At 68.7% G+C, this 20,739-nt stretch carries 20 protein-coding genes; 15 read left to right on the top strand and 5 right to left on the bottom strand.

Annotated elements, in window-relative coordinates; all coding sequences use genetic code 11:
* The first annotated feature begins 41 nt into the window (after positions 1-41).
* Positions 42-1,370 (top strand): MFS transporter, encoded by a 1,329-nt coding sequence (locus tag KL788_RS05710; protein ID WP_367120422.1) that lies wholly within the window; start codon positions 42-44, stop codon positions 1,368-1,370.
* 23 nt (positions 1,371-1,393) lie between these two features.
* Here the strand turns inward: KL788_RS05710 and KL788_RS05705 are convergent, their stop codons facing one another.
* Together KL788_RS05705 and gndA are read right to left on the bottom strand one after the other, a co-directional pair.
* Positions 1,394-2,350, bottom strand: a complete 957-nt coding sequence (locus KL788_RS05705; RefSeq protein WP_293169321.1) for an alpha/beta hydrolase — start codon at positions 2,348-2,350, stop codon at positions 1,394-1,396.
* Positions 2,351-2,557: 207 nt separating this feature from the next.
* A complete protein-coding gene (gene gndA / locus KL788_RS05700) occupies positions 2,558-4,018 on the bottom strand; it encodes an NADP-dependent phosphogluconate dehydrogenase (RefSeq protein WP_293169319.1) in 1,461 nt (486 codons plus the stop codon).
* A gap of 118 nt (positions 4,019-4,136) precedes the next feature.
* On the opposite strand from gndA, the gene KL788_RS05695 reads away from it, so the two are divergent.
* From KL788_RS05695 to mfd, 5 genes are all read left to right on the top strand, one after another.
* A complete protein-coding gene (locus KL788_RS05695) occupies positions 4,137-4,460 on the top strand; it encodes a putative quinol monooxygenase (RefSeq protein WP_293169317.1) in 324 nt (107 codons plus the stop codon).
* A 38-nt stretch (positions 4,461-4,498) separates the two neighbouring features.
* Positions 4,499-4,975, top strand: coding sequence for a gluconokinase (locus tag KL788_RS05690; RefSeq protein ID WP_293173195.1), 477 nt, complete (start codon positions 4,499-4,501; stop codon positions 4,973-4,975).
* Between the two features lie 144 nt (positions 4,976-5,119).
* A complete protein-coding gene (locus KL788_RS05685; protein WP_293169315.1) occupies positions 5,120-5,770 on the top strand; it encodes a 50S ribosomal protein L25/general stress protein Ctc in 651 nt (216 codons plus the stop codon).
* A 58-nt stretch (positions 5,771-5,828) separates the two neighbouring features.
* Positions 5,829-6,449, top strand: coding sequence for an aminoacyl-tRNA hydrolase (pth, locus tag KL788_RS05680; RefSeq protein ID WP_293169313.1), 621 nt, complete (start codon positions 5,829-5,831; stop codon positions 6,447-6,449).
* A 32-nt stretch (positions 6,450-6,481) separates the two neighbouring features.
* The gene (mfd, locus tag KL788_RS05675; protein ID WP_293169311.1) at positions 6,482-10,021 is read left to right on the top strand and encodes a transcription-repair coupling factor; all 3,540 of its coding nucleotides are present in this window, start codon (positions 6,482-6,484) and stop codon (positions 10,019-10,021) included.
* Positions 10,022-10,026: 5 nt separating this feature from the next.
* Here the strand turns inward: mfd and KL788_RS05670 are convergent, their stop codons facing one another.
* The 3 genes from KL788_RS05670 to KL788_RS05660 are packed head-to-tail and all read right to left on the bottom strand — an operon-like array spanning position 10,027 to position 11,536.
* Positions 10,027-10,401: a type II toxin-antitoxin system VapC family toxin gene (locus KL788_RS05670; RefSeq protein ID WP_293169309.1), complete on the bottom strand. Its 375-nt coding sequence runs from the start codon at positions 10,399-10,401 to the stop codon at positions 10,027-10,029.
* Complete coding sequence (locus KL788_RS05665) at positions 10,398-10,634, bottom strand: type II toxin-antitoxin system Phd/YefM family antitoxin (protein ID WP_293169307.1); 237 nt, start codon at positions 10,632-10,634, stop codon at positions 10,398-10,400. Before KL788_RS05665 ends, KL788_RS05670 begins: the two co-directional genes overlap by 4 nt.
* Before the next feature lie 32 nt (positions 10,635-10,666).
* On the bottom strand, positions 10,667-11,536 hold the full coding sequence (locus tag KL788_RS05660; RefSeq protein ID WP_293169305.1) for a CPBP family intramembrane glutamic endopeptidase: 870 nt from the start codon (positions 11,534-11,536) through the stop codon (positions 10,667-10,669).
* A 78-nt stretch (positions 11,537-11,614) separates the two neighbouring features.
* Here KL788_RS05660 and KL788_RS05655 point away from each other — a divergent pair, with 78 nt between their 5' ends.
* The 9 genes from KL788_RS05655 to KL788_RS05615 all read left to right on the top strand — a co-directional run bounded on the left by KL788_RS05655 (position 11,615) and on the right by KL788_RS05615 (position 20,717).
* Entirely contained in the window at positions 11,615-13,006 is a 1,392-nt protein-coding gene (locus tag KL788_RS05655; RefSeq protein WP_293173192.1) for an MFS transporter, read from the top strand.
* Positions 13,003-13,704 (top strand): MazG family protein, encoded by a 702-nt coding sequence (locus tag KL788_RS05650; RefSeq protein WP_293169304.1) that lies wholly within the window; start codon positions 13,003-13,005, stop codon positions 13,702-13,704. The genes KL788_RS05655 and KL788_RS05650 overlap by 4 nt, the downstream gene beginning before the upstream one ends.
* A 13-nt stretch (positions 13,705-13,717) precedes the next feature.
* Positions 13,718-14,677: an ABC transporter ATP-binding protein gene (locus KL788_RS05645; protein ID WP_293169303.1), complete on the top strand. Its 960-nt coding sequence runs from the start codon at positions 13,718-13,720 to the stop codon at positions 14,675-14,677.
* Entirely contained in the window at positions 14,674-15,768 is a 1,095-nt protein-coding gene (locus KL788_RS05640; protein ID WP_293169301.1) for an ABC transporter permease, read from the top strand. Before KL788_RS05645 ends, KL788_RS05640 begins: the two co-directional genes overlap by 4 nt.
* A 44-nt stretch (positions 15,769-15,812) precedes the next feature.
* Positions 15,813-17,066 (top strand): histidine--tRNA ligase, encoded by a 1,254-nt coding sequence (gene hisS, locus KL788_RS05635; protein ID WP_293169300.1) that lies wholly within the window; start codon positions 15,813-15,815, stop codon positions 17,064-17,066.
* Positions 17,067-17,109: 43 nt separating this feature from the next.
* A complete protein-coding gene (gene eno / locus KL788_RS05630; protein ID WP_293169299.1) occupies positions 17,110-18,390 on the top strand; it encodes a phosphopyruvate hydratase in 1,281 nt (426 codons plus the stop codon).
* 70 nt (positions 18,391-18,460) lie between these two features.
* Positions 18,461-18,964 (top strand): FtsB family cell division protein, encoded by a 504-nt coding sequence (locus KL788_RS05625; RefSeq protein WP_293169297.1) that lies wholly within the window; start codon positions 18,461-18,463, stop codon positions 18,962-18,964.
* Positions 18,961-19,479, top strand: coding sequence for a DUF501 domain-containing protein (locus KL788_RS05620; protein ID WP_293169295.1), 519 nt, complete (start codon positions 18,961-18,963; stop codon positions 19,477-19,479). Before KL788_RS05625 ends, KL788_RS05620 begins: the two co-directional genes overlap by 4 nt.
* Entirely contained in the window at positions 19,452-20,717 is a 1,266-nt protein-coding gene (locus KL788_RS05615) for a S8 family peptidase (RefSeq protein WP_293169293.1), read from the top strand. The genes KL788_RS05620 and KL788_RS05615 overlap by 28 nt, the downstream gene beginning before the upstream one ends.
* Positions 20,718-20,739 lie beyond the last annotated feature (22 nt).

Raw genomic sequence — 20,739 nt, 5'->3', positions numbered from 1 at the left:
GCCGGTCTGCGACCTCGTGCGCGAGTCATGAGAAGGAGTACGTGGTCGTGTCGACGCTCGACGACGCGCAGACGGCGCCCATTCCGATTTTCAGAGGGCCCAGGCGCTTGAGAGACTCCTTTCTTTCGCTGTCTCATCGCAACTTCCGGCGGTTCCAGATCGCCCACTTCATGTTGCATACGGCCGCGTGGATGTTTCGCATCGCGGTCGACTGGCTCGCGCTCGAGATCACCGGCAACGTGTCGGCGGTGGGCCTTCTCGTGTTCGTGCAGTGGGCGCCGATAATTGTGCTCGGGCCGTATGGGGCCATGATCGCCGATCGCTTTCCACGCCGTGTGACGGTCGCGCTGATCTACGGGGTATTCGCGATGCTCACGACCGTGCTCGCGGTGATCACCCTCGCGGGAGTCGTCGAACTCTGGCACATCGTGGTGATTGCGTTTGTCATTGGGGTCATGTACACCGTCGAGATTCCTGCTCGCGTGGTGCTTCTCAGCGAAATGGTTTCGCCAGCGAACCTGCAGAATGCAATCAGCGTGTACGCCATTGTTTTCTGGCTCGGTGGTGTTCTGGGGCCGCTGATCAGTGGGGTCATCATCGCGAACGCCGGCACCGGATGGTCGATCGTCGTCTACTCGATGGCCTGCGCCGGTGTCGCGGCGACTGTCGCGCTACTGCGGGTGGGCGAGTTGCGCGTGATACCGGCCGTCGCGTTTACCCGGCCCCAATTCTTCGAGACAGTGCGGTACGCGCGCTCGAAGCCAACGATCTTCTGGCCGCTCGTGTTGATCGCATTCTTCGCGGTATTCGCGCTGCCTGTTGGGGTCACCCTCAGCGGTATGGCCAAGAACGTCTATGAGTCGGGAGCTGCGGGCTTCGGTCTCTACACCTCGATGCTCGCCCTCGGTGCTCTCATCGGAGCCCTGGTGTCAACTCGCGTGCGTTCCCTCCGCCTGCGCACGGTGATCATGACGGCAGCGATGTTTGCCCTTCTTCAGATGCTGTCGGGTTTTGGGTTGTCCACGGTCGTTTTCATCACCCTCTTGGTCGCCGTCGGCTGTCTTCGGTTGGTCTACGAGGTTGTTTCCGACTCGCTCGTTCAGCTGTCATGTAATCCGATGGTGCGAGGTCGTATCGTCTCGCTCTACGTCTCAGTCGTGGCGGGCGGCCAGGCGCTGGGAGGGCCTCTCTTGGGCGCGCTTTCTGATGGTCTGGGGCCACAGGCGGCGCTCATGCTCTCGGGCGCGATTCCTCTCGTCGCCGCGATCGTGATTGGGGTGATTGTGGGTCGACGGTCGAGTCTGGTGACCACGTTTCGGCTGGGCAAGGGTCGGTCGGCGCTCGGCAGCGTGGTCCGCGAGCCGGAATAGGGTGCGGAGCGAGCCGGGTGGCCTCAGGCCTCGAGGATGCGCGCTAGCCACTCGCGGCGGGCCACGAGCGCGCGGCGAGAGAGAGTTGCCTGCGGAAAGGCGAAGTCGAAGCCGTGGAAAGCGCCCGGCCACACGTGCAGCTCGACATCGCCGCCGACCGCGGCGATGCGCCGGGCGTACTCGATGTCTTCGTCGCGGAAGACTTCCATCGAGCCGACGTCAACGAAAGCTGGTGGCAGGCCCGAGAGATCTGGCGCGAGCGCAGGTGACGCGTAGATGCTGACCTGATCGGTGTGCCGGCGATCGCCCAGCAGCGCGTTCCACCCGGTGTCGTTGCTCTCGCGATCCCACAGGCCGAGATGCGAGAACTGGTGGCTCGATTCGGTGTCGTTGCGTTCGTCGAGCATGGGGCACATCAGCATCTGGCCGGCCAGGGGTGGGCCGTTGCGGTCGCGGGCGAGCAAAACGAGCCCCGCTGCGAGTCCTCCTCCGGCGCTCATGCCCGCCACGACGAGCCGGTGCGGGTCGATGCCGAGCTGGCTGGCGTTCTCGGCGGTGTACAGCAGCGCCGCATAGCTGTCTTCGATCGGAACGGGATCTTGATGCTCCGGTGCGAGCCGGTACTCAACGGTGACGCAGGTTCCGCCAAACAGTTCCACCCAATCGACTAGTTGCTCGATGCCCGAGAATCGCGTGCCGATCATCATCCCGCCGCTGTGGACATGGAGGAAACCTGGCCCAGGCGCGTCGTCTTGGGTGGACCGGAGGATGGAGACGGTGATGTCCGCACCTTCGTATCCCGCTATCGTGCGCTCCTCGTGCTCGATCGGGCGACCGGCGAGCACATCGTCGATCGGCGCGGGCATCCACTCGGCGCGTCGAGTCAAGATCGCCTCAGGCGTGAACGACTCCCGGGCGTCCCCCGACGCGATCAGGAGTGCCAGCAATTCTGGGTCATAGCGGGGTTCGGGAGCGGTCATCGTCGACACGCCTTTCATCAGAGCAACAAAGCCTATAGGATATCTGATGGTGTCCAAATGGGGTAGGGGTCATGTCGGCATAGTCGGCCCGCCGACTCCGACTTCTGCACGGTGCCGCGTCAGAGGGTGCCCGGAGTCTGTGGTGGAACTCCGGGCACCCGCCGTGTTGCAGGTGAGACGACGCCGCGCGGCGGCACGACCGAAAGCTCAGTGGGTGTCTTCGGCCACACTCTCGGTGCGGTCGCCGCTCCAGTCGGTGTGGAACGTGCCCTCGCGGTCGATGCGCTTATAGGTGTGGGCGCCGAAGAAGTCTCGCTGGCCCTGGATGAGGGCGGCGGGCAGGCGGTCGGCGCGCAGCCCGTCGAAGTACGAGAGCGACGAGGCGAATGCGGGGGTCGGAATACCTGCGAGCGCGGCTCCGGCGACGATGCGGCGCCACGAGGGCAGCGAGCCCGAGACGGCGTCGGCGAAGTACGGCGCCGTGACGAGTGCGACAAGCGCGGGGTCAGCGGCGTAGGCCTCGGTGATGCGGTTCAAGAAGCGCGCGCGAATGATGCAGCCCGCGCGCCAGATCTTCGCGATCTCGCCCTTCTTGATCTCCCAGCCGAACTCTTCAGCGCCCGCGACGATCGCGTCGAAGCCTTGGCTGTAGGCAATGATCTTCGAGGCGTAGAGTGCGCGGCGCACGTCTTCGATGAAGGCATCACGGTCTGACACCGTCCAGTTCTCGGCCCCGCCGGGCAACGCCTGCGCAGCAGCGCGCTGGGCGGGCTTCGACGAAAGCGAACGGGCGAACACGGCTTCGGCGATGCCCGACACGGGAACGCCGAGGTCGAGCGCGGTCTGCACTGTCCACGCGCCGGTGCCCTTGGCACCGGCCTGGTCGAGAATGACGTCGACGAGCGGCTGGCCGGTCGTCGCATCCACCTGGCGCAGCACCTCGGCGGTGATCTCGATGAGGTAGCTCTCGAGCTCACCGGTGTTCCACTCGGCGAACACGTCGGCGATCTCGGCGGGTGAAAGCCCGCCGACGCGACGTAGCAGGTCGTAGGCCTCGGCGATGAGCTGCATGTCGGCGTACTCGATGCCGTTGTGGATCATTTTGACGAAGTGCCCAGCACCGTCGGTGCCGACGTGCGTGACGCAGGGCTCGCCCTCGGCGACCGCGGCGATCGACTCGAGAATCGGCTTGAGGGTGACCCAGGCCTCTGCCGAGCCGCCGGGCATGATCGAGGGGCCGAGCAGGGCGCCCTCCTCACCGCCCGAGATGCCAGCGCCGACAAAGTTGATGCCCGTCTCGCGCACGGCCTTCTCGCGGCGGATGGTGTCGGTGAAGAGCGCGTTGCCGCCGTCGACGATGATGTCGCCGGGCTCGAAGACCTGCACAAGCTCGTCGATGACGGCGTCGGTGCCGCGGCCGGCCTTGACCATGATGAGTGCGGTGCGCGGCTTCTGCAGCGCGGCCGCGAACTCCTTGTAGTCGGTGGCCGGCACGAAGCCCGCTTCAGGATGCTCGGCGAGCAGAGTCTCGGTCTTCTCCCATGTGCGGTTGTAGACCGCCACAGTGTTGCCCTCGCGGCTCGCGAGGTTGCGGGCGAGGTTCGAGCCCATGACGGCGAGGCCGACGACTCCGATGTTGGCAGTGGGTGCTGGTGCGGTGCTGGTCACGGGTGCTCCTGAGATCACGTGGGGGCGCTCGGCGCCTCGGTCGGCGGGGTGGTGGCAACACCGGGTTTCAGCCTAAACCCCCGTGGCCGACCACCGTCGTCGCCGGTAGCGTGGGGGCATGACCAACACCGGTGTCGTCAATGTCGTGGCCGTGTTCCACCCGCTCGACGGGCACCGAGATGCGGTGGTGGCCGCGCTCGAAGTCGCGATTCCGCTCGTGCATGACGAGCCCGGGTGCGAGCTCTACGTCATCACCGAGGCCGACGATGGCCGACTGGTGATGATCGAGAAGTGGAGAAGCGTTGCGGAACTCGATGCGCACGGCAGCAGCCCCGCGGTGGTGGCCCTCGTTGCCGCGCTCGACGGGCACCTCGCTCAGCCCGTCGAGGTGACGCGCCTGATTCCGCTGCCCATGGGCGACCCGGCCAAGGGCGAGCTCTGAACTGGGCGCGATCCGCGACCGCGCGGTCGGTCGTGCTCATGGGGGTCTCGGCCTCCGGCAAGACCACCATCGGGCTCGCCGCGAGCGCACTGACCGGCGTGACGTTCCTCGACGCTGATGATCAGCATCCACCGGCGAACGTCGCGAAAATGGCGGCCGGCATAGCGCTCGACGACGCCGACCGGGCCCCCTGGCTGGATGCCGTGGGTGCGGTCCTGCGCGACGAACGCCCCTGCATCATGGCCTGCAGCGCCCTGCGCCGGTCGTACCGCGACCGACTACGCGAGCTCGCGCCGCTCACCGAGTTCGTGCTGCTGAACCTGCCCCGTCGTGAGCTCGAACGCCGCATCGCCGCCCGCACCGACCACTTCATGCCGCCCGGGCTGCTCGATTCGCAATTGGCCACTCTCGAGCATCCCGACGCCGACGAAGAGGTCGTTGTGCTCGACGCGACGAGGTCGATCGACGAGCTCGCGGCCGCCGTCGCCGCGATTCTCGCGCCTCAGGTAGACTGAGCGACTGTACTTCGGCGAGGGAGCGATTTTTCGCTCCGTGATCGACGCGGTGGGCAAGGCATCAGGTCTTTCCTCACGCGATTCACGCGTTCGAGTTGACTATCAGACCGGGCTTCAGGGCCCACCGATCAAGGAGTAATCAGCATGGCTGACGACAACAAGCTCGACGCCGACGTGCGCGAGGCCTTCGGCAAGGGCGCGGCGCGCAAGCTGCGCGCTGTCGGCAAGATTCCCGCTGTGATCTACGGCCACGGCACCGACCCGCAGCACGTCACGCTGCCCGGCCACGAGACTGCGCTTCTGCTGCGCAAGTCGAACGTGGTCGTCACGCTCGACATCGCGGGCGACAAGCAGCTCGTGCTCGTGAAAGACGTGCAGAAAGACCCTGTGCGCCAGATCATCGAGCACGTCGACCTCATCGTCGTGCGCAAGGGCGAGAAGGTCACCGTTGACGTGCCCGTGCACGTCGAGGGAGAGTCGTACCCCGGCACGCTGGTCATGGTCGACCACAACACGCTCACGGTCGAGGCCGAGGCCACGCACATTCCCGAGTCGCTCACCGTCTCGGTCGAGGGCCTCGAAGAGGGTGCCCAGATTCACGCCGGCGACGTCACGCTGCCGTCGGGCACCACTCTCGTCACCGACCCCGAGGCGCTCGTCATCAACATCACGGTGCCCCGCGCGTCGGCCGCCGACGTGGCCGACGAAGCCGCTGTCGACGAGGCCGCAGCAGAGGCCTCGGCCGACTCTGCGGCTGAGAAGGCTGCCGACGAGGAAGCCGAAGCGGCCGAGTAGTACGCGCGGCCGGAGCGAGCATCCGGCTGGCGTTGCAGACTGAGCGAAGGGGTCGCACGTGGTCGGATTGTTCCGCCGCAGTGCGGCCCCTTCGTCGTCTGATGCCTGGCTCGTGGTCGGGCTCGGCAACCCCGGGCCCGGCTATGCCGGCAACCGCCACAACGTCGGCGCGATGGTGCTCGACGAGCTCGCGAGCCGAGTCGGCGCGAAGCTGAGCCGTCACCGAACGGCCACGATGCTCGCCGAAGCGCGGTTGCGCCCGGGCGGCCCCCGCCTCGTGCTCGCGCGCCCCCTGAGCTACATGAACACCTCGGGCGGGCCGGTCTCGAGCGCGGCCTCGTACTTCTCGATTGCGCCCGAGCGCGTCATCGTGGTGCACGACGACCTCGACCTGCCGTTCGAGACCATCAAGCTCAAGGCCGACGGCGGGCACGGCGGCCAGAACGGCGTGCGCGACATCATCAAGGCGCTCGGAACCCCCGAGTTCACGCGCGTGCGCGTCGGCATCGGCCGCCCGCCCGGCAGGCAAGACGCTGCCGACTATGTGCTCGGCGACTTCCCGTCGCCCGAGCGCGCGCGGCTGCCCTTCGTGCTGAGCGACGCGGCCGACGCGATCGAGCTCATCATCGACGAGGGCCTGCTCGCGGCGCAGCAGAAGGTGCACGCCCCCCGCGCCTGAGCGCTCAGCAGGGCCGCGTAGACTTGGCCGACGTGAGTCTCGAGCGGTTGATCCCGGCCCTGTCGCGCGCCCGCACGCTGCAGAACGCGCTCGAGCACGCCCAGCGCAGCACCGATTTCTCGGTTGTCGAAGGCCTCCGCGTTCCGCTTCTGGCGGGGCTGCTGGATGCCCGCACGGGCCCGCAGTGCCTGCTCGCCATTACGGCCACCGGGCGCGAGACCGAGACCGTGCAGCAGTCGATCGCGGCGCTCATGCCGCACGCGACCGTGCTCGACCTGCCTGCGTGGGAGACCTTGCCGCACGAGCGGCTCAGCCCGAGTGCCGAGACCGTCGGCAGGCGCATCCGTACGTTGCGCGCGCTGCGTGACTGGGAAGCGGCGGGTGACGACAAGCCCGACCTCATCGTGGTCGCTTCGGTGCGGGCTGCACTGCAGCCCCTGGCGCCGGGGCTCACCGAGGTCGAGCCGGTCGTGCTGCGGCGGGGTGGGCGCGGCTACGACCTCGCGCAGGTCACCGCTCGGCTCATCGACCTGGCTTACACCCGCGTCGACATGGTCACGCGGCGCGGCGAGTTCGCCGTGCGCGGCGGCATTCTTGATGTCTTCGCGGCCGTGGCCGAGCATCCGGTGCGGGTCGAGTTCTTCGGCGACGAGGTCGAGCAGCTGCGCGAGTTCTCGGTTGCTGACCAGCGGTCTCTGCCAACCGAGGTCGACGTCGTCGAGCTGCCGCCGACACGCGAGTTGCTGCTGACCGACGCCGTGCGGCAGCGGGCGCGCGAGATGCAGCACGAGTTTCCGAGCCTGGGGCAACTGCTCGCCAAGATCAGCGAGGGCATTCCGGTCGAGGGCATGGAGAGCCTCGCGCCGGCGCTCGTCGACCGGCTCGTGCCGCTCACCCACTACCTGCCGGCGAGCGCGGCAATCGCCGTGCTCAGCCCCGAGCGCGTCGCGAGCCGGGCTGTGAGCCTGCTCGAGACCAACCGCGAGTTCTTGACGGCCGCCTGGCACGCCGCGACGGTCGGGGCAGAAGCGCCCATCGACCTCGACGGTGGCGACTTCGTGACGGTCAACGGCCTGCGCGAGGCCGCGGGCGATCGCAGCTGGTTCACGATCAGCGCGTTCGACGCCGATGACGTCGAGGTCGTGCGCATCGACGCGAACGAGCCTCCCGGCTTCGCAGGCAGCAGCGGCGGAGGAGTCGACCACGTCGTCGACCGCGTGTGCGCGGGCTGGACGATGATCGTCGCGGCCGCCGGCCACGGCCTCGTCGAGCGCGCCGCCGACGTGCTCGGCGAGCACGAGGTCGCGGCGCGCATCGTCGACGAGCTGCCCGAGACCCTCGACTCCGGTGTTGCCTACCTCGTGCAGGCGCAGCTCGAGCACGGCTTCGAGCTGCCCGAGTTGCAGATCGGGCTGCTGAGCGAGGCCGAGTTCTACGGCCGGTCGATCGGCTACAACTCGCGGCAGCCGAAGAAGCTCGCGAGCCGTCGCACCAACGTCGTCGACCCCCTGCAGCTCAAGGCGGGCGACTTCGTCGTGCACGCCACGCACGGCATCGGCCGGTTTCTCGAGCTCGTGCAGCGCGAGGTCAGCACGGGCGGTCGCAATGCAGTCAAGAGCCAGCGCGAGTTTCTCCTCATCGAGTACGCACCCAGCAAGCGCGGATACCCGGGCGACAAGCTCTACGTGCCGACCGATCAGCTCGACCTGCTCAGCCGATATGTCGGTGGCGAGGCTCCGTCGCTCAGCAAGATGGGCGGCAGCGACTGGGCCGCTGCGAAGGGCAAGGCGCGGCGTGCGGTGCGCGACATTGCCGTCGAGCTCGTCAAGCTCTACAGCGCGCGCATGTCGAGCAAGGGTTTCGCCTTCGCTCCCGACACCCCGTGGCAGCGCGAACTCGAAGAGGCCTTTCCGTTCGCGGAGACACCCGACCAGCTCACCACGATCGACGAGGTCAAGCGCGACATGGAGTCGCCGATTCCGATGGACCGCCTGCTCGCGGGCGACGTCGGCTACGGCAAGACCGAGGTCGCGGTGCGCGCCGCCTTCAAGGCCGTGCAGAGCGGCAAGCAGGTGGCGATGATCGTGCCGACGACCTTGCTCGTCAAGCAACACGTCGAGACCTTCGCCGAGCGCTTCGCGGGCTTTCCGGTTCACCTCAGAGCTCTCAGCCGCTTCCAGAGCGACCGCGAGGCGACAGAGACTCTCGACGGGCTCGCCGCCGGCACGGTCGACGTCGTCATCGGCACCCACCGCATCTTGAGCCAGGGCGTGCAGTTCAAGGATCTCGGACTCGTCATCATCGATGAAGAGCAGCGGTTCGGCGTCGAGCACAAAGACGCGCTCAAGAAGCTCAAGCTCAACGTCGATGTGCTCGCGATGTCGGCCACGCCGATTCCGCGCACGCTCGAAATGGCCGTGACGGGCATCCGCGAGATGTCGACGCTTGCGACGCCGCCCGAAGACCGCCACCCGATCCTGACCTTCGTCGGCCCCTACAGCGACAAGCAGGTGGCGGCCGCGATTCACCGCGAGATGCTGCGCGAGGGGCAGGTGTTCTATGTGCACAATCGCGTCTCGAGCATCCAGCGTGTCGCGAGCCACCTGGCCGAGCTGGTTCCGGATGCGCGCATTGCCGTCGCCCACGGCCAGATGAGCGAGTCGCTTCTCGAGCAGGTCATGGTCGACTTCTGGGAGCGCAAGTTCGACGTGCTCGTCTCGACGACGATCATCGAGACCGGGCTCGACGTCGCCAACGCGAACACGCTCATCATCGACCGCGCCGATAAGTACGGTCTGAGCCAGCTGCACCAGTTGCGTGGTCGAGTCGGCCGTGGCCGTGAGCGCGCGTACGCCTACTTTCTCTACGACGAGCTCAAGCCGCTCACCGAAACCGCGCACGACCGACTGCAGACGATTGCGGCCAACAGTGACCTCGGCGGCGGCATGCAGATCGCGCTGAAAGACCTCGAGATTCGCGGAGCGGGCAACCTGCTCGGCGCCGAGCAGGCCGGGCACATCGCGGGCGTCGGCTTCGATCTTTACTTGCGCATGATCGGCGAAGCGGTGAGCGTGTTCCGCGGCGACGCGGTCGAAGAGCAGACCGAGCTGCGGCTCGAGCTGCCCGTGGATGCGCGCATTCCCGACGACTTCATCGAGAGCGAGCGCTTGCGTCTCGAGGCCTACCAGAAGCTGTCGACGGCGAGCGCGCCGGCGAGCGATGACACGGCACTGGATGCTGTGCTCGACGAGCTCGCCGACCGCTACGGCGACCCGCCCGCGCCGGTGCTCACCCTCATCGCCGTGTCGCGCCTGCGCCGCCAGGCTCAGAGTCTCGGATTGAGCGACGTCGTCGTTATGGGCACGACCCTGCGGCTCGTCGGGCTCGACCTGCCCGACTCGCGGCAGCTGCGCCTGCAGCGCATGTATCCGGGGTCGAAGTGGTTCGCGCAGCAGCGCACGGCGACGGTGCCGATGCCGAGCGCGGCGGGCGACGACGATCTCGTCACCTGGGTCGGCCAGACGCTGCAGAACCTCTACGGCACCGAGTCGGTCGCAGCCCCCTCGGCCTGAACCGCCTAGGTGATGGTTTCGATCGCGTAGTCGCTCAGGCGCCGATCGCCCGTGATGAGCACGAGATCGTCGGCAATGCACTGCGCGACGAGCATGCGATCGAACGGGTCGCGGTGGTGCAGGGGGAGGTCGGCGAGCGGCAGGGCGTGCCGGTTCGCGAACGGCAGCTCACGGAAGCCCTGCCGGGCGATCCACTCAGTGATGCCCTCGGCGCCGGTCAGCTTGCCGATCGAGGTCTTGATCGAGATTTCCGCCACGCTCACGGACGAGACGGCGATGTCGTGCCGCTCGTCGGCGAGCGTGTCGTACTGTGCGCGGGTGAGTCGGCTCGGCTCCTGAAACCACCACAGAAGGGTGTTGGTGTCGAGTAGCGCCCTCACTCGCCGTACCAGTCGCGCTCGTCTTGCTCGGTGAAGTCGTCGAAGTCGTCGGCGATCCAGATCTTCCCGGCGAGCACCCCGGGTTCGCGCTTGACGGTGATGCCTCCAGCGGGCCCGAGCTCTGCGACGGGGCGGCCGTTTCGGGCAATCGTGATGCGTTCGCCGGCCTCCGCGCGGGCGACCAGCTTCGAGAGTTGCGTCTTCGCGTCGTAGATGTTCACCGTCTCGGCCATGAGCCTACGGTACGCAAGCCCCTCAGATCTAGTCAAGTCTGACTAGGTGACTCAATCGGGTTCTCAGAGTTGCTGTCGACCTGGACTGCGGGCTCAACGGCGGGCACCGCGATCGCGAGCGGCTTGGGAAACCGCAGGCTGCCGGGCACCTCGTGCACGCGATAGACCGCCATCGGAATCACGACAAGCGTGCGCAGGTCGAACAGCGCGTGCACAAGCATGGCGAGCAGGATGCTGCCGCTCGCGACGTAGAGCAGCGTGAAGAGCAGGCCGACCACGGTGGTGGCGAGCACGCCGACCCAGCCCTGGTAGGCGTGTAGCGCCCCGAAGACGAGCGCCGCGAGCACGAACGCGCTGACCGGCTCACCCGTGACGATCACGAGCAGCGCGGGCAGCGCGAGCCGGAACAGCCCTTCTTCGACGATGCCGGCATTGACCGAGAGCGCAGCGCCCCAGCCGAGCTCGGGCCGGTTGCGCGGCAGCAGCGCGGCGATGTCGCCGACCATGATGATGCCGCCCTCCCGCCGGGCACTGCGGGCACCGAGCGCCGTGAGCGCCACGAGGCCGAGGGCGGCGCCGATGAGCATTCCGATTCCGAGGCCGCCGGCGAGAGCATCCCGCAGCCAGGCGACGGCCGGCAGCGCTTGCGTCACGGTCAGCAGCGGCGCGACCACCGGAAAGGTGAGCAGCAGCACGAGCACGGCCGTGCCGCCGAAGAGCACGAGCGACTCGACGAGCCAGCGCCGCATCATCGCCTGCCGTCGAGCGGTCGAGCGGTAGCGGCGGAAGCGCGCGTACTCGCGCCGGTCTTTGCGAATCGCTCGCGCGACGAAGAGCGCGACGAGCCCGACCGCGAGTAGCGCGGCGGCGAGCCGCGGCATCCAGCCGAGTTCCGGGAGCATGGGGTTATCGTCGCAGACGTGACCACGACCTCTGCCGTGGGCCTGCGCTCCGAGCGCGGCCCCATCCTGCTCGCGATCATGGTCACGACGGCCCTCGTCGCCATCGACGCCACCATTCTCGCGACGGCGGTGCCGACGCTCGTCGAAGAGCTCGGGTCGTTCGAGCTCTTTCCGTGGCTGTTCTCGATCTACCTGCTCGCGCAGGCGGTGTCGACGCCGCTGTTCGCCAAGTTCAGCGACATGGTCGGCCGCAAACCGATCATTCTCATCGGCATCAGCATCTTCTTGCTCGGCTCGATTCTGTGCGGCCTGGCCTGGAGCATGCCGGCCCTCATTGCCTTCCGGGCTGTGCAGGGCATCGGCGCGGGAGCGATCGGCCCGATGTCAATGACGATCGCGGGCGACATCTACTCGGTCGAGGAGCGCGCCAAGGTGCAGGGCTACATCGCGAGCGTCTGGGCCGCCTCGGCGGTCATCGGCCCCACGCTCGGCGGCATCTTCGCTGAGCTCGACGCCTGGCGCTGGATCTTCTTCATCAACATTCCCCTGTGCCTGCTGGCGGGGTGGATGCTCATCCGCTCGCTGCACGAGACCGTCGAGCATCGCCCGCACAAGGTCGACGTGGTCGGCGCGCTGCTGCTGGCCACCTCGCTCGGGCTGCTGCTCGTCGGAGTGCTGCAGGGCGGCGTCACATGGCCGTGGGCCTCGTGGCAGAGCGCTGTGGCCTTCGGGCTCGGCGGCACCCTGCTCGTCGCCTTCATCGCGGTCGAGCGCCGCGCCGCCGAGCCGATTCTGCCCGGCTGGGTGTTCTCGCGCCGGCTGCTGCTCACGACGACCCTGGTTTCTGTGGGGGTCGGGGCGATCTTGATCGGCCTCGCCTCGTACGTGCCGGTGCTGCTCGAAGCCTCGTTGGGCGTCTCGCCGCTCGTCGCGGGACTCGCGCTCGCCGCGCTCACGATCGGCTGGCCGATCTCGGCCTCGCTTTCGGGCCGCCTCTACCTCACGCTGGGTTTTCGGGTCACGGTGCTCATCGGCATGGTGCTCGTGCTGCTCGGCACGGGGCTTCTCGCGGCGTTCGCCTCGAGCCCTTCGGTCGCCGTCGTCGCGATCGCCTGCTTCGTCACGGGTCTCGGTCTGGGGCTCGTGGCCACGCCCTCGCTCATCGCAGCTCAGGCGAGCGTCGTCTGGAGCGAGCGCGGCGTCGTCACGGGCACCAACCTGTTCGCTCGCGCCGTCGGCCAGGCCGTCGCCGTCGCCATCTTCGGCGCGGTCGCCAACGCGCTCTACCGGGCGGCGGGCGGCGGGGGAGCGCTGGGCGAGGGGTCGAGCACCGCCGTCGACGGGGTGGCGATCATCCCGGCCGCTCAGGCGGTCTTCGTGGGCGCTCTGCTGTGCGCGGTCGTGATCGCGGCCGTCGCGACGGCGATGCCAGACGACCGCCGAACGGTTCGCGGCACAATGGGCACATGACCGCCGCCCAGCAAAGCCCTGAGCTTCCCGCACCGCAGCCGCACCCGAACCTCGACCAGCTCATCGCCGTTCTCGAGCACTTGCGCGCACCCGGCGGCTGCGCGTGGGATGCCGAGCAGACGCACGAAAGCCTCACGCGCTACCTGATCGAAGAGGCGCACGAGCTCGTCGAGGCGATCGAGCACGGAACCTCCGACGACGTGCTCGAAGAGCTGGGCGACGTGCTCTACCAGGTGCTGTTCCACGCAGACATCGCCGCGGCGAGCGCGGAGCATCCGTTCACGATCGATGACGTCGCCGCGCGGTCGACGGCCAAGATGGTCGGCCGGCACCCGCACGTGTTCGGTGACGTGACGGCCGACACCGCCGACGCCGTCGCCGAGAACTGGGAGACCTGGAAGCGGCAGGAGAAGCCCGAGCGCGCGAGCGTGCTCGACGGCGTGCCCGCGGGCCTCACGGCGCTGTCGCGTGCCCAGAAGGTGCTCGACAAAGCCGAGGGAGTGGGCATCGAGGTCGCGGCGAGCGAGCGCGTCGATAGTGCGGTCTACGCCGACGAGCGGGCCCTGGGCTCGGCGATTCTGGAGATCGCGGCCGAAGGGCGCCGACGCGGGCTCGACGCCGAGCGGGCACTGCGGGCAGCAGTGCGCGCGATCGAAAACAAGGTGCGTGCCTCCGAAGCTGCCGACCCCTCGGTGTGATTGACTCTTGCTCATGACCTCCACTGCCGCCATCGCCGTCGAGGGCGTGGCCCGCTCGTTTGGCGATGTGCACGCTGTGCGCCAGGCCGACTTCGAGGCCGCGGCCGGGCAGGTGACTGCGCTGATCGGGCCGAACGGATCGGGCAAGACCACGCTGCTGCTCATGCTCGCGACGCTGCTGCAGCCCGATGCCGGCACGATCCGCATCGCGGGGCATGATCCCGTCGCCGACCCTCGCGCCGTGCGCCGTGTCATGGGCTGGATGCCCGATGTGCTCGGCTCGTGGGCCGCGCTCACCGTGCGAGGCGCTCTCGAGACCACCGGGCGGCTCTACGAGCTGAGCCCCGCTGAGTCGCGCACCCGCGCGATCGAGCTCATCGAGCTCGTCGGGCTCGAGCCGCTTGCCGACCAGCCGGCCCGCGTGCTGAGCCGCGGCCAGAAGCAGCGCCTGAGCCTCGCGCGTGCCCTCGTTCACCGGCCGAGCGTGCTGCTGCTCGACGAGCCCGCCTCGGGCCTCGACCCGGCAGCGCGCGTCGACCTGCGCGTGCTTGTGCGTCGACTGGCAGCCGAGGGCTGCGCCGTCGTGGTCTCGAGCCACGTGCTCGCCGAGCTCGACGAGATGGCCGACGCCGCCGTGTATCTCGACCAGGGAGCGACCGCGAGTGCCGAGCGCATCGAGCGCAGTCGCGCTACCGCACGCGACTGGCGTGTGCGCGCCCTCGACCCGGCCGCTCTCGCCGCGGCGCTCGAGGCCGAAGGCATCGCGACCTCGGGCACCGACCACCTCGGCGCCCTCGTGACCGTGAGCGGTGAAGCAGAGGCCGCCGCTGTGCTCGAGCGACTCGTGCGCGCTGGCATCGCGGTCAGTGCTTTCGGGCCCGCCGTGGGCGACCTCGAGCACACCTTCCTCGATCTGGCGCGCGGAGAGGTCGCCGAGCAACCGGTCATCGACTCGACGGAGGCACCTCGATGAGCCCCTCGATCGGCGTGCTCGGCACGCTCGTGCTGCTCGAGCTGCGGCAGCGCATCCGCTCGGTGGCCTGGCTCGTACTGGTGATCGTGGTCTTCGTGCTCGTGGGCATCGTCACGGCGCTCTTGTGGGCTTCGCTCGACGCCTTCGGCGGCAATGTCGAGCAGACCGCGGGCGTCTACTCGACGATCATCTTCTTCGTGCTGCTCGTCGGCACGCTGGTCACACCCGCTGTCAGCGGCGGCGCCATCAACGGCGACCGCGATGCGGGCACGCTCGCGACGACGCAGGTCACCCTCGCGACCACGGGGCAGATCGTGCTCGCGAAGTTTCTCGCCGCGTGGACCGTCGCCCTCACCTTCCTCGCCGCATCACTGCCCGCGATGCTCTTCACCGTGCTCGCCGGGGGCGTGCGTCTCGACACCCTCGCTGCCTCACTCGGCGTGCTCGTGCTCGAACTCGGCGTCGTCGCGGCCGTCGGCGTCGGCCTCTCGGGTGTTATTGCACGGCCGCTCTTCTCGGTCGTCACGACCTACCTCGTGGTGGCTGCGCTCAGCATCGGCACGCTCATCGCCTTCACCCTCGGCGGCCTCGCGTTCCAGACCGAGCGCACGCAGACCTACATCGGCATCGACTTCTCAGTGGGCGGAGAGTTCGACCCCGTCACGGGCCTGCCCGAAGAGATCGTCTGCCTCGAGCCCGAGACCTACAGCTACCCGGTGCCGCGCTTCGATCTCGTCTGGGGAATCCTCGCCGCGAACCCCTACATTGTGCTCGCCGATGCCGCACCGACGACGTTCACGCGCGATGGCTACCCCGAAGACCTCTTCGGCCAGATCGCCTTGGGCGTGCGCTCGGCTCAGTTGCCGATCGACTTCGACGAGGTCATCGATGAGTGCGGGGCGGCGCTCGCCGGCGACCCGAACAGCGCTTACGAGTTCGAAACCCCGCAAGAGATCTTCGACCGCACGGTGCCGAGCTGGTTCGTGGGGCTGGCGATCCACCTGGTGCTGGCCATCGCGGCGCTCGCCGCGGCCGTCGCGCGCACCCGCACGCCCGCGGGCCGCTTGCCGACCGGCAGCCGCGTCGCCTGAGCTGATCGCCGGGCTCGTTCTGGCTGCGTGACAGAATCGTCTGTATGGCCACCGCTGTGACGCCCCCTCGTGGCATGCGTGATTTTCTGCCCACCGAGAAGGCGCGGCGCGAGCGCGTGCTGCAGCGCATCCGCTCGGTCTACCGCGCGCACGGCTTCGACGAGATCGAGACGCCCGTCGTCGAAGATTCGGCCCGCCTGCACGCCGGGCTCGGCGGCGACAACGAGAAGCTCGCCTTCGCGGTCATGAAGCGCGGTCTGACGATGGATGCTCTCGCCGAGGCCGCGACCCCCCTTGACCTCGCCGATCTCGGCTTGCGGTTCGACCTCACGGTGCCCCTCGCACGCTTCTACGCGAGCAACCGCGGCCAGTTGCCGAGCGTGTTCCGCGCCATCCAGATCGCGCCCGTCTGGCGCGCCGAGCGACCGCAGAAGGGCCGCTACCGGCAGTTCGTGCAGTGCGACATCGACATCATCGGCGAGCCGGGCATCATCGCCGAGGTCGAGCTCATCTCGGCGACGGCCGCGGCGCTCGAGGCCCTCGGGGTGCCGGGGTGCAGCATCCGCGTCAACGACCGTCGGCTGCTCACCGCGTGGCTTGCGGCGTTCGAGGTGCCCGATGCTTTGCGACCGGCTGCGCTCATCTCGATGGACAAGCTCGACAAGATCGGCCTCGACGGCGTCGTCGCCGAGCTGCGGGCGATCGGCGTTGCGCGTGCCGATGACCTGTTCGTGGGGCTGCACCCGGCGCTCGAGGGCGACGAATCGTGGCGGATGCTCGATCACGCTGTCTTCGCGGGCTCAGCGGCCGCGGCCGACCTGCGCAGTTTGCGCGCTGCCGCGGGCGAGATTCCTCTCGTGTTCGACCCTTTCCTGGTGCGGGGCATGGGCTACTACACGGGCCCGATCTTCGAGGTGGCCCACCCCGACGTCGGCTACTCGCTCGGCGGTGGTGGCCGCTACGACGGCATGATCGGCCGTTTTCTCGGCACCGAGGTGCCCGCGTGCGGCTTCTCGCTCGGCTTCGAACGACTCATCGACCTCGTCGAGCTCGGTGACGAGCCCGACGACGGGGCGGCGCTGCTCTATGAGCGCGACGCCGATCTCGCGACGGTGGTCGCGCTCAAGAACGAGCTCGTCGCGGAAGGCGCGCGGGTGCGCCTGCTCGCCCGCCCCAAGAACATGAAGGCCGCACTCGAGCTGCTCGAAGCCGAGGGCTTCACGCGCTTCGCCGTCGTCAGTACCGACGCGGTGGCCGAAGCCGCGGCACTCGACTGGCGTAGGCTCAATGACCGCTGAGCTTCTGACGCTCTGAACGACCACCACTGAAGGAGACCCCCACATGGCTGCCATCGAAGCCGTCGGCGCCCGCGAGATTCTCGACTCGCGCGGCAACCCCACTGTCGAGGTCGAGGTGCTGCTCGACGACGGCACCGTCTCGCGTGCCGCAGTGCCCTCGGGCGCTTCGACCGGCGCGTTCGAGGCCTACGAGCTACGCGATGACGACAAGAAGCGCTACCTCGGCAAGGGCGTGCTCAAGGCCGTCGACGCCGTGCTCGACGTGCTCGGCCCGGCGATCGAAGACATGGACGCGAGCGACCAGCGCCTCATCGACGCCGCCCTGCGGGCTGCCGACGGTACCGACAACAAGTCGAAGCTCGGCGCGAACGCCATTCTCGGCGTCTCGCTCGCTGTCGCCAAAGCCGCGGCCGACTCGGCCGACCTTCCCCTGTTCCGCTACCTCGGTGGCCCCAACGCGCACGTGCTGCCCGTGCCGATGATGAACGTCATCAACGGCGGCGCCCACGCCGACACGGGCGTCGACGTGCAGGAGTTCATGATTCTGCCCATCGGCGCAGAGACCTACAGCGAGGGTCTGCGCTGGGGCGTCGAGACCTACCACGCCCTCAAGGGCGAGCTGAAGGCCGGAGGCTTCGCCACGGGCCTCGGCGACGAGGGCGGCTTCGCACCCGACCTCGCCGGCACGAAAGCCGCACTCGACTTCCTCATGGCTGCGATCGAGAAGGCGGGCTTCACGCCGGGCCGCGACATCGCACTCGGCCTCGACGTTGCAGCGACCGAGTTCTACACCGACGGGGTCTACCGCTTCGAAGGCGCTGAGCACAGCTCGGCCTCGATGGCGACGTTCTACGCCGACCTCGTGGGCGCCTACCCGCTCGTGACCATCGAAGACCCGCTCGATGAAGACGACTGGCAGGGCTGGGCCTCGCTCACGGCCGACATCGGCTCGAAGGTGCAGCTCGTCGGCGACGACCTGTTCGTGACCAACCCCGAGCGTCTCGCGAAGGGCATCAGCCAGAGTGCGGCCAACTCGCTGCTCGTCAAGGTCAACCAGATCGGCTCGCTCACCGAGACGCTCGATGCCGTCGCGCTCGCGCAGCGCAGCGGCTACACGGCCGTGCTGTCGCACCGCTCGGGTGAGACCGAAGACACCACGATCGCCGACCTCGCCGTCGCGACCAACTGCGGCCAGATCAAGACCGGTGCTCCGGCCCGCAGCGAGCGCGTCGCGAAGTACAACCAGCTGCTGCGCATCGAAGAAGAGCTCGGCGACGCGGCTGTCTACGCATCGCGAGGTGCGTTTCCTCGATTCACTGCATAACTCACCTCACGCACGACGGCCCGCCGACCTCCACCCGGGGTTCGGCGGGCCGCTCGCTTAAGCTGACTGCATGGCCCGCCGCACCCGCAGCACCGCACCGGTCGCTCTGCCGAGCGATGCCCCTGCGGCGACTCCGTGGTTTCGCAGCCTGCAGATCTCGGGCTTCACGGTCGCGGTCTTCGTGCTCATCGTCGCCGCCCTCGTGATTCTCGCGCCCTCGCTGCGCCTGCTCGTCGAGCAGCAGCAAGAGATCGCCGCGCTCGAACAGCGCGTCATCGACCAGCAGGCTGTGGTCGATGAGCTGCAGACCGAGATCGATCGCTGGCAAGATCCGGCCTACATCGAAGCCCAGGCGCGCAATCGCCTGCTCTACGTCTACCCGGGCGACATCAGCTACCTCGTCATCGACGACGGGCTCACCGCCGAGTCGAGCGACGGCACGCCCGTGAGTGATGAGATTCAGACCACGCGCATCGACTGGACGCGCGCCCTGCTGTCGTCGATCGTGACCGCCGGCCTCACCGACCTGCCGGCCGACCAGCTGCCCGCCCCCGAGTTCGGAGGCGTCGAGTGAGCCGGCCGCCCTTCGAGCCCTTCACCGAGCGCGACGTCGAGCTCGTCTCGGCGCAGCTCGGGCGTCAGGCGCGCGACGTCATCGGCATCGCGGCGCGCTGCGTGTGCGGTGCCCCGACCGTCGTCGCGACGCAGCCGCGGCTCGGCAACGGCACCCCGTTTCCGACGCTGTACTACCTCTCGCACCCCGCGGCGACGGCGGCCGTCTCGACGCTCGAGGCGAACGGGCGCATGGCCGAGCTCACGGCCATGCTCGAGGCTGATGACGACCTGCAGGCGGCCTATCGTGCGGCGCACGAGAGCTACCTGCTCGATCGCGAGAGCATCCTGATCGTCGATGAGATCGCGGGGTATTCGGCAGGGGGTATGCCCACCCGTGTGAAGTGTCTGCACGCCCTCGTCGGGCACAGCCTCGCGGCCGGCCCCGGTCTGAACCCGATCGGCGACCTCGCGCTGGCCGAGTGCGGGTGGAGCCCCGAGGTGTGCGCATGCGCCCCCGACCAGCGCGGCGACTGACTCGAGCGCTCGCCCTGCTGGCCGCGGCAGGGGTGGTCGGCGGCGCGCTGCTGCCCGGCTCGGCGGTCGAGCCCGCCTACGCCGACGCGATTCGCGATCGGCAGTACTGGCTCGACGATCTCGGCATCACGAGTGCCTGGAACACGACGCGCGGCGAAGGCGTCACCATCGCGATTCTCGATTCGGGGGTGGATGCCACGCATCCCGACCTGGCCGGGGCCGTCATCGGGGGCACCGATGTCTCGGGTCGGGGTTCGTCGAGCGGCACCGAGCCCCTCGGACCGCAGGGCCGCACGCACGCGACCATGGTCGCCTCGCTCGCGGCGGGCCGGGGCAGCTCGCCCGGCAACGGCGTGATCGGTGCGGCACCAGCTGCGTCGATCCTGAGCATCTCGCTCGCGTTCGGGCCGGGCGAGCGCAGCGGTGATGCGCAGATCGCCGAGGGCGTCATCTGGGCAGTCGACAACGGGGCCGACATCATCTCGCTCTCGCTCACGCGCAATCAGCTCGCGTGGCCCGAGAGCTGGGACGAAGCCTTCTTGCACGCCGAAGAGAACGACGTCGTGGTCATCGCCGCGGCGGGCAACCGGGGCAGCGGCACCGACCAGGTCTCGGCGCCCGCGACGATGCCGGGGGTGCTCGCGGTCGGCGGCATCACCCGGTCGGGTCAGGCGAGCACGGGCGCCTCGACCGAGGGCATCACGATCGGCGTCATGGCGCCGAGCGAGAGCCTTGTCGGCGCCGTGCCGGGCGGCGGCCACTCATCGTGGCAGGGCACGAGCGGCGCGACGCCGATCGTCGCGGGAATCGCTGCCCTCGTGCGGGCCGCGCACCCCGAGCTCGACGCTGCTGGCGTGATCAACCGCATCATCAGCACGGCCCGGCCCGTCACCTCAGCCGTGCCCGACCCCGACTACGGCTACGGCATCGTTGACGCGGCCGCCGCCGTGAACGCCGACGTGCCGCCGGTGAGCGCGAACCCGCTCGGTTCGCTCGCCGAGTGGGTGGCGATCAACCGCCGCGCGGATTCCGAGCCACTCGTGCTCGAGCTTGCCGACGCGCGCGATCCACTCGCTCGAGCCGTCGAGGCACCCCCTGCTCTCGTGCCGAGCTGGGTGGTGCGAGAGGTCACGGCGAGCATCCCGCTCATCGCGATCGTCATGGCCACAGGCACGGCGCTCGCTGTTCTCGGGGCCGCGGCGACCGTGCGGTTCGTCACGCGACGGCGTTCAGAGTAGATTAGGCCGGTCCCCTCTACCA

Origin of the sequence: Microcella sp. (assembly GCF_019739195.1) — a bacterium.
Lineage (GTDB): Bacteria > Actinomycetota > Actinomycetes > Actinomycetales > Microbacteriaceae > Microcella.
This window is presented reverse-complemented; position numbering and strand designations above follow the sequence as displayed.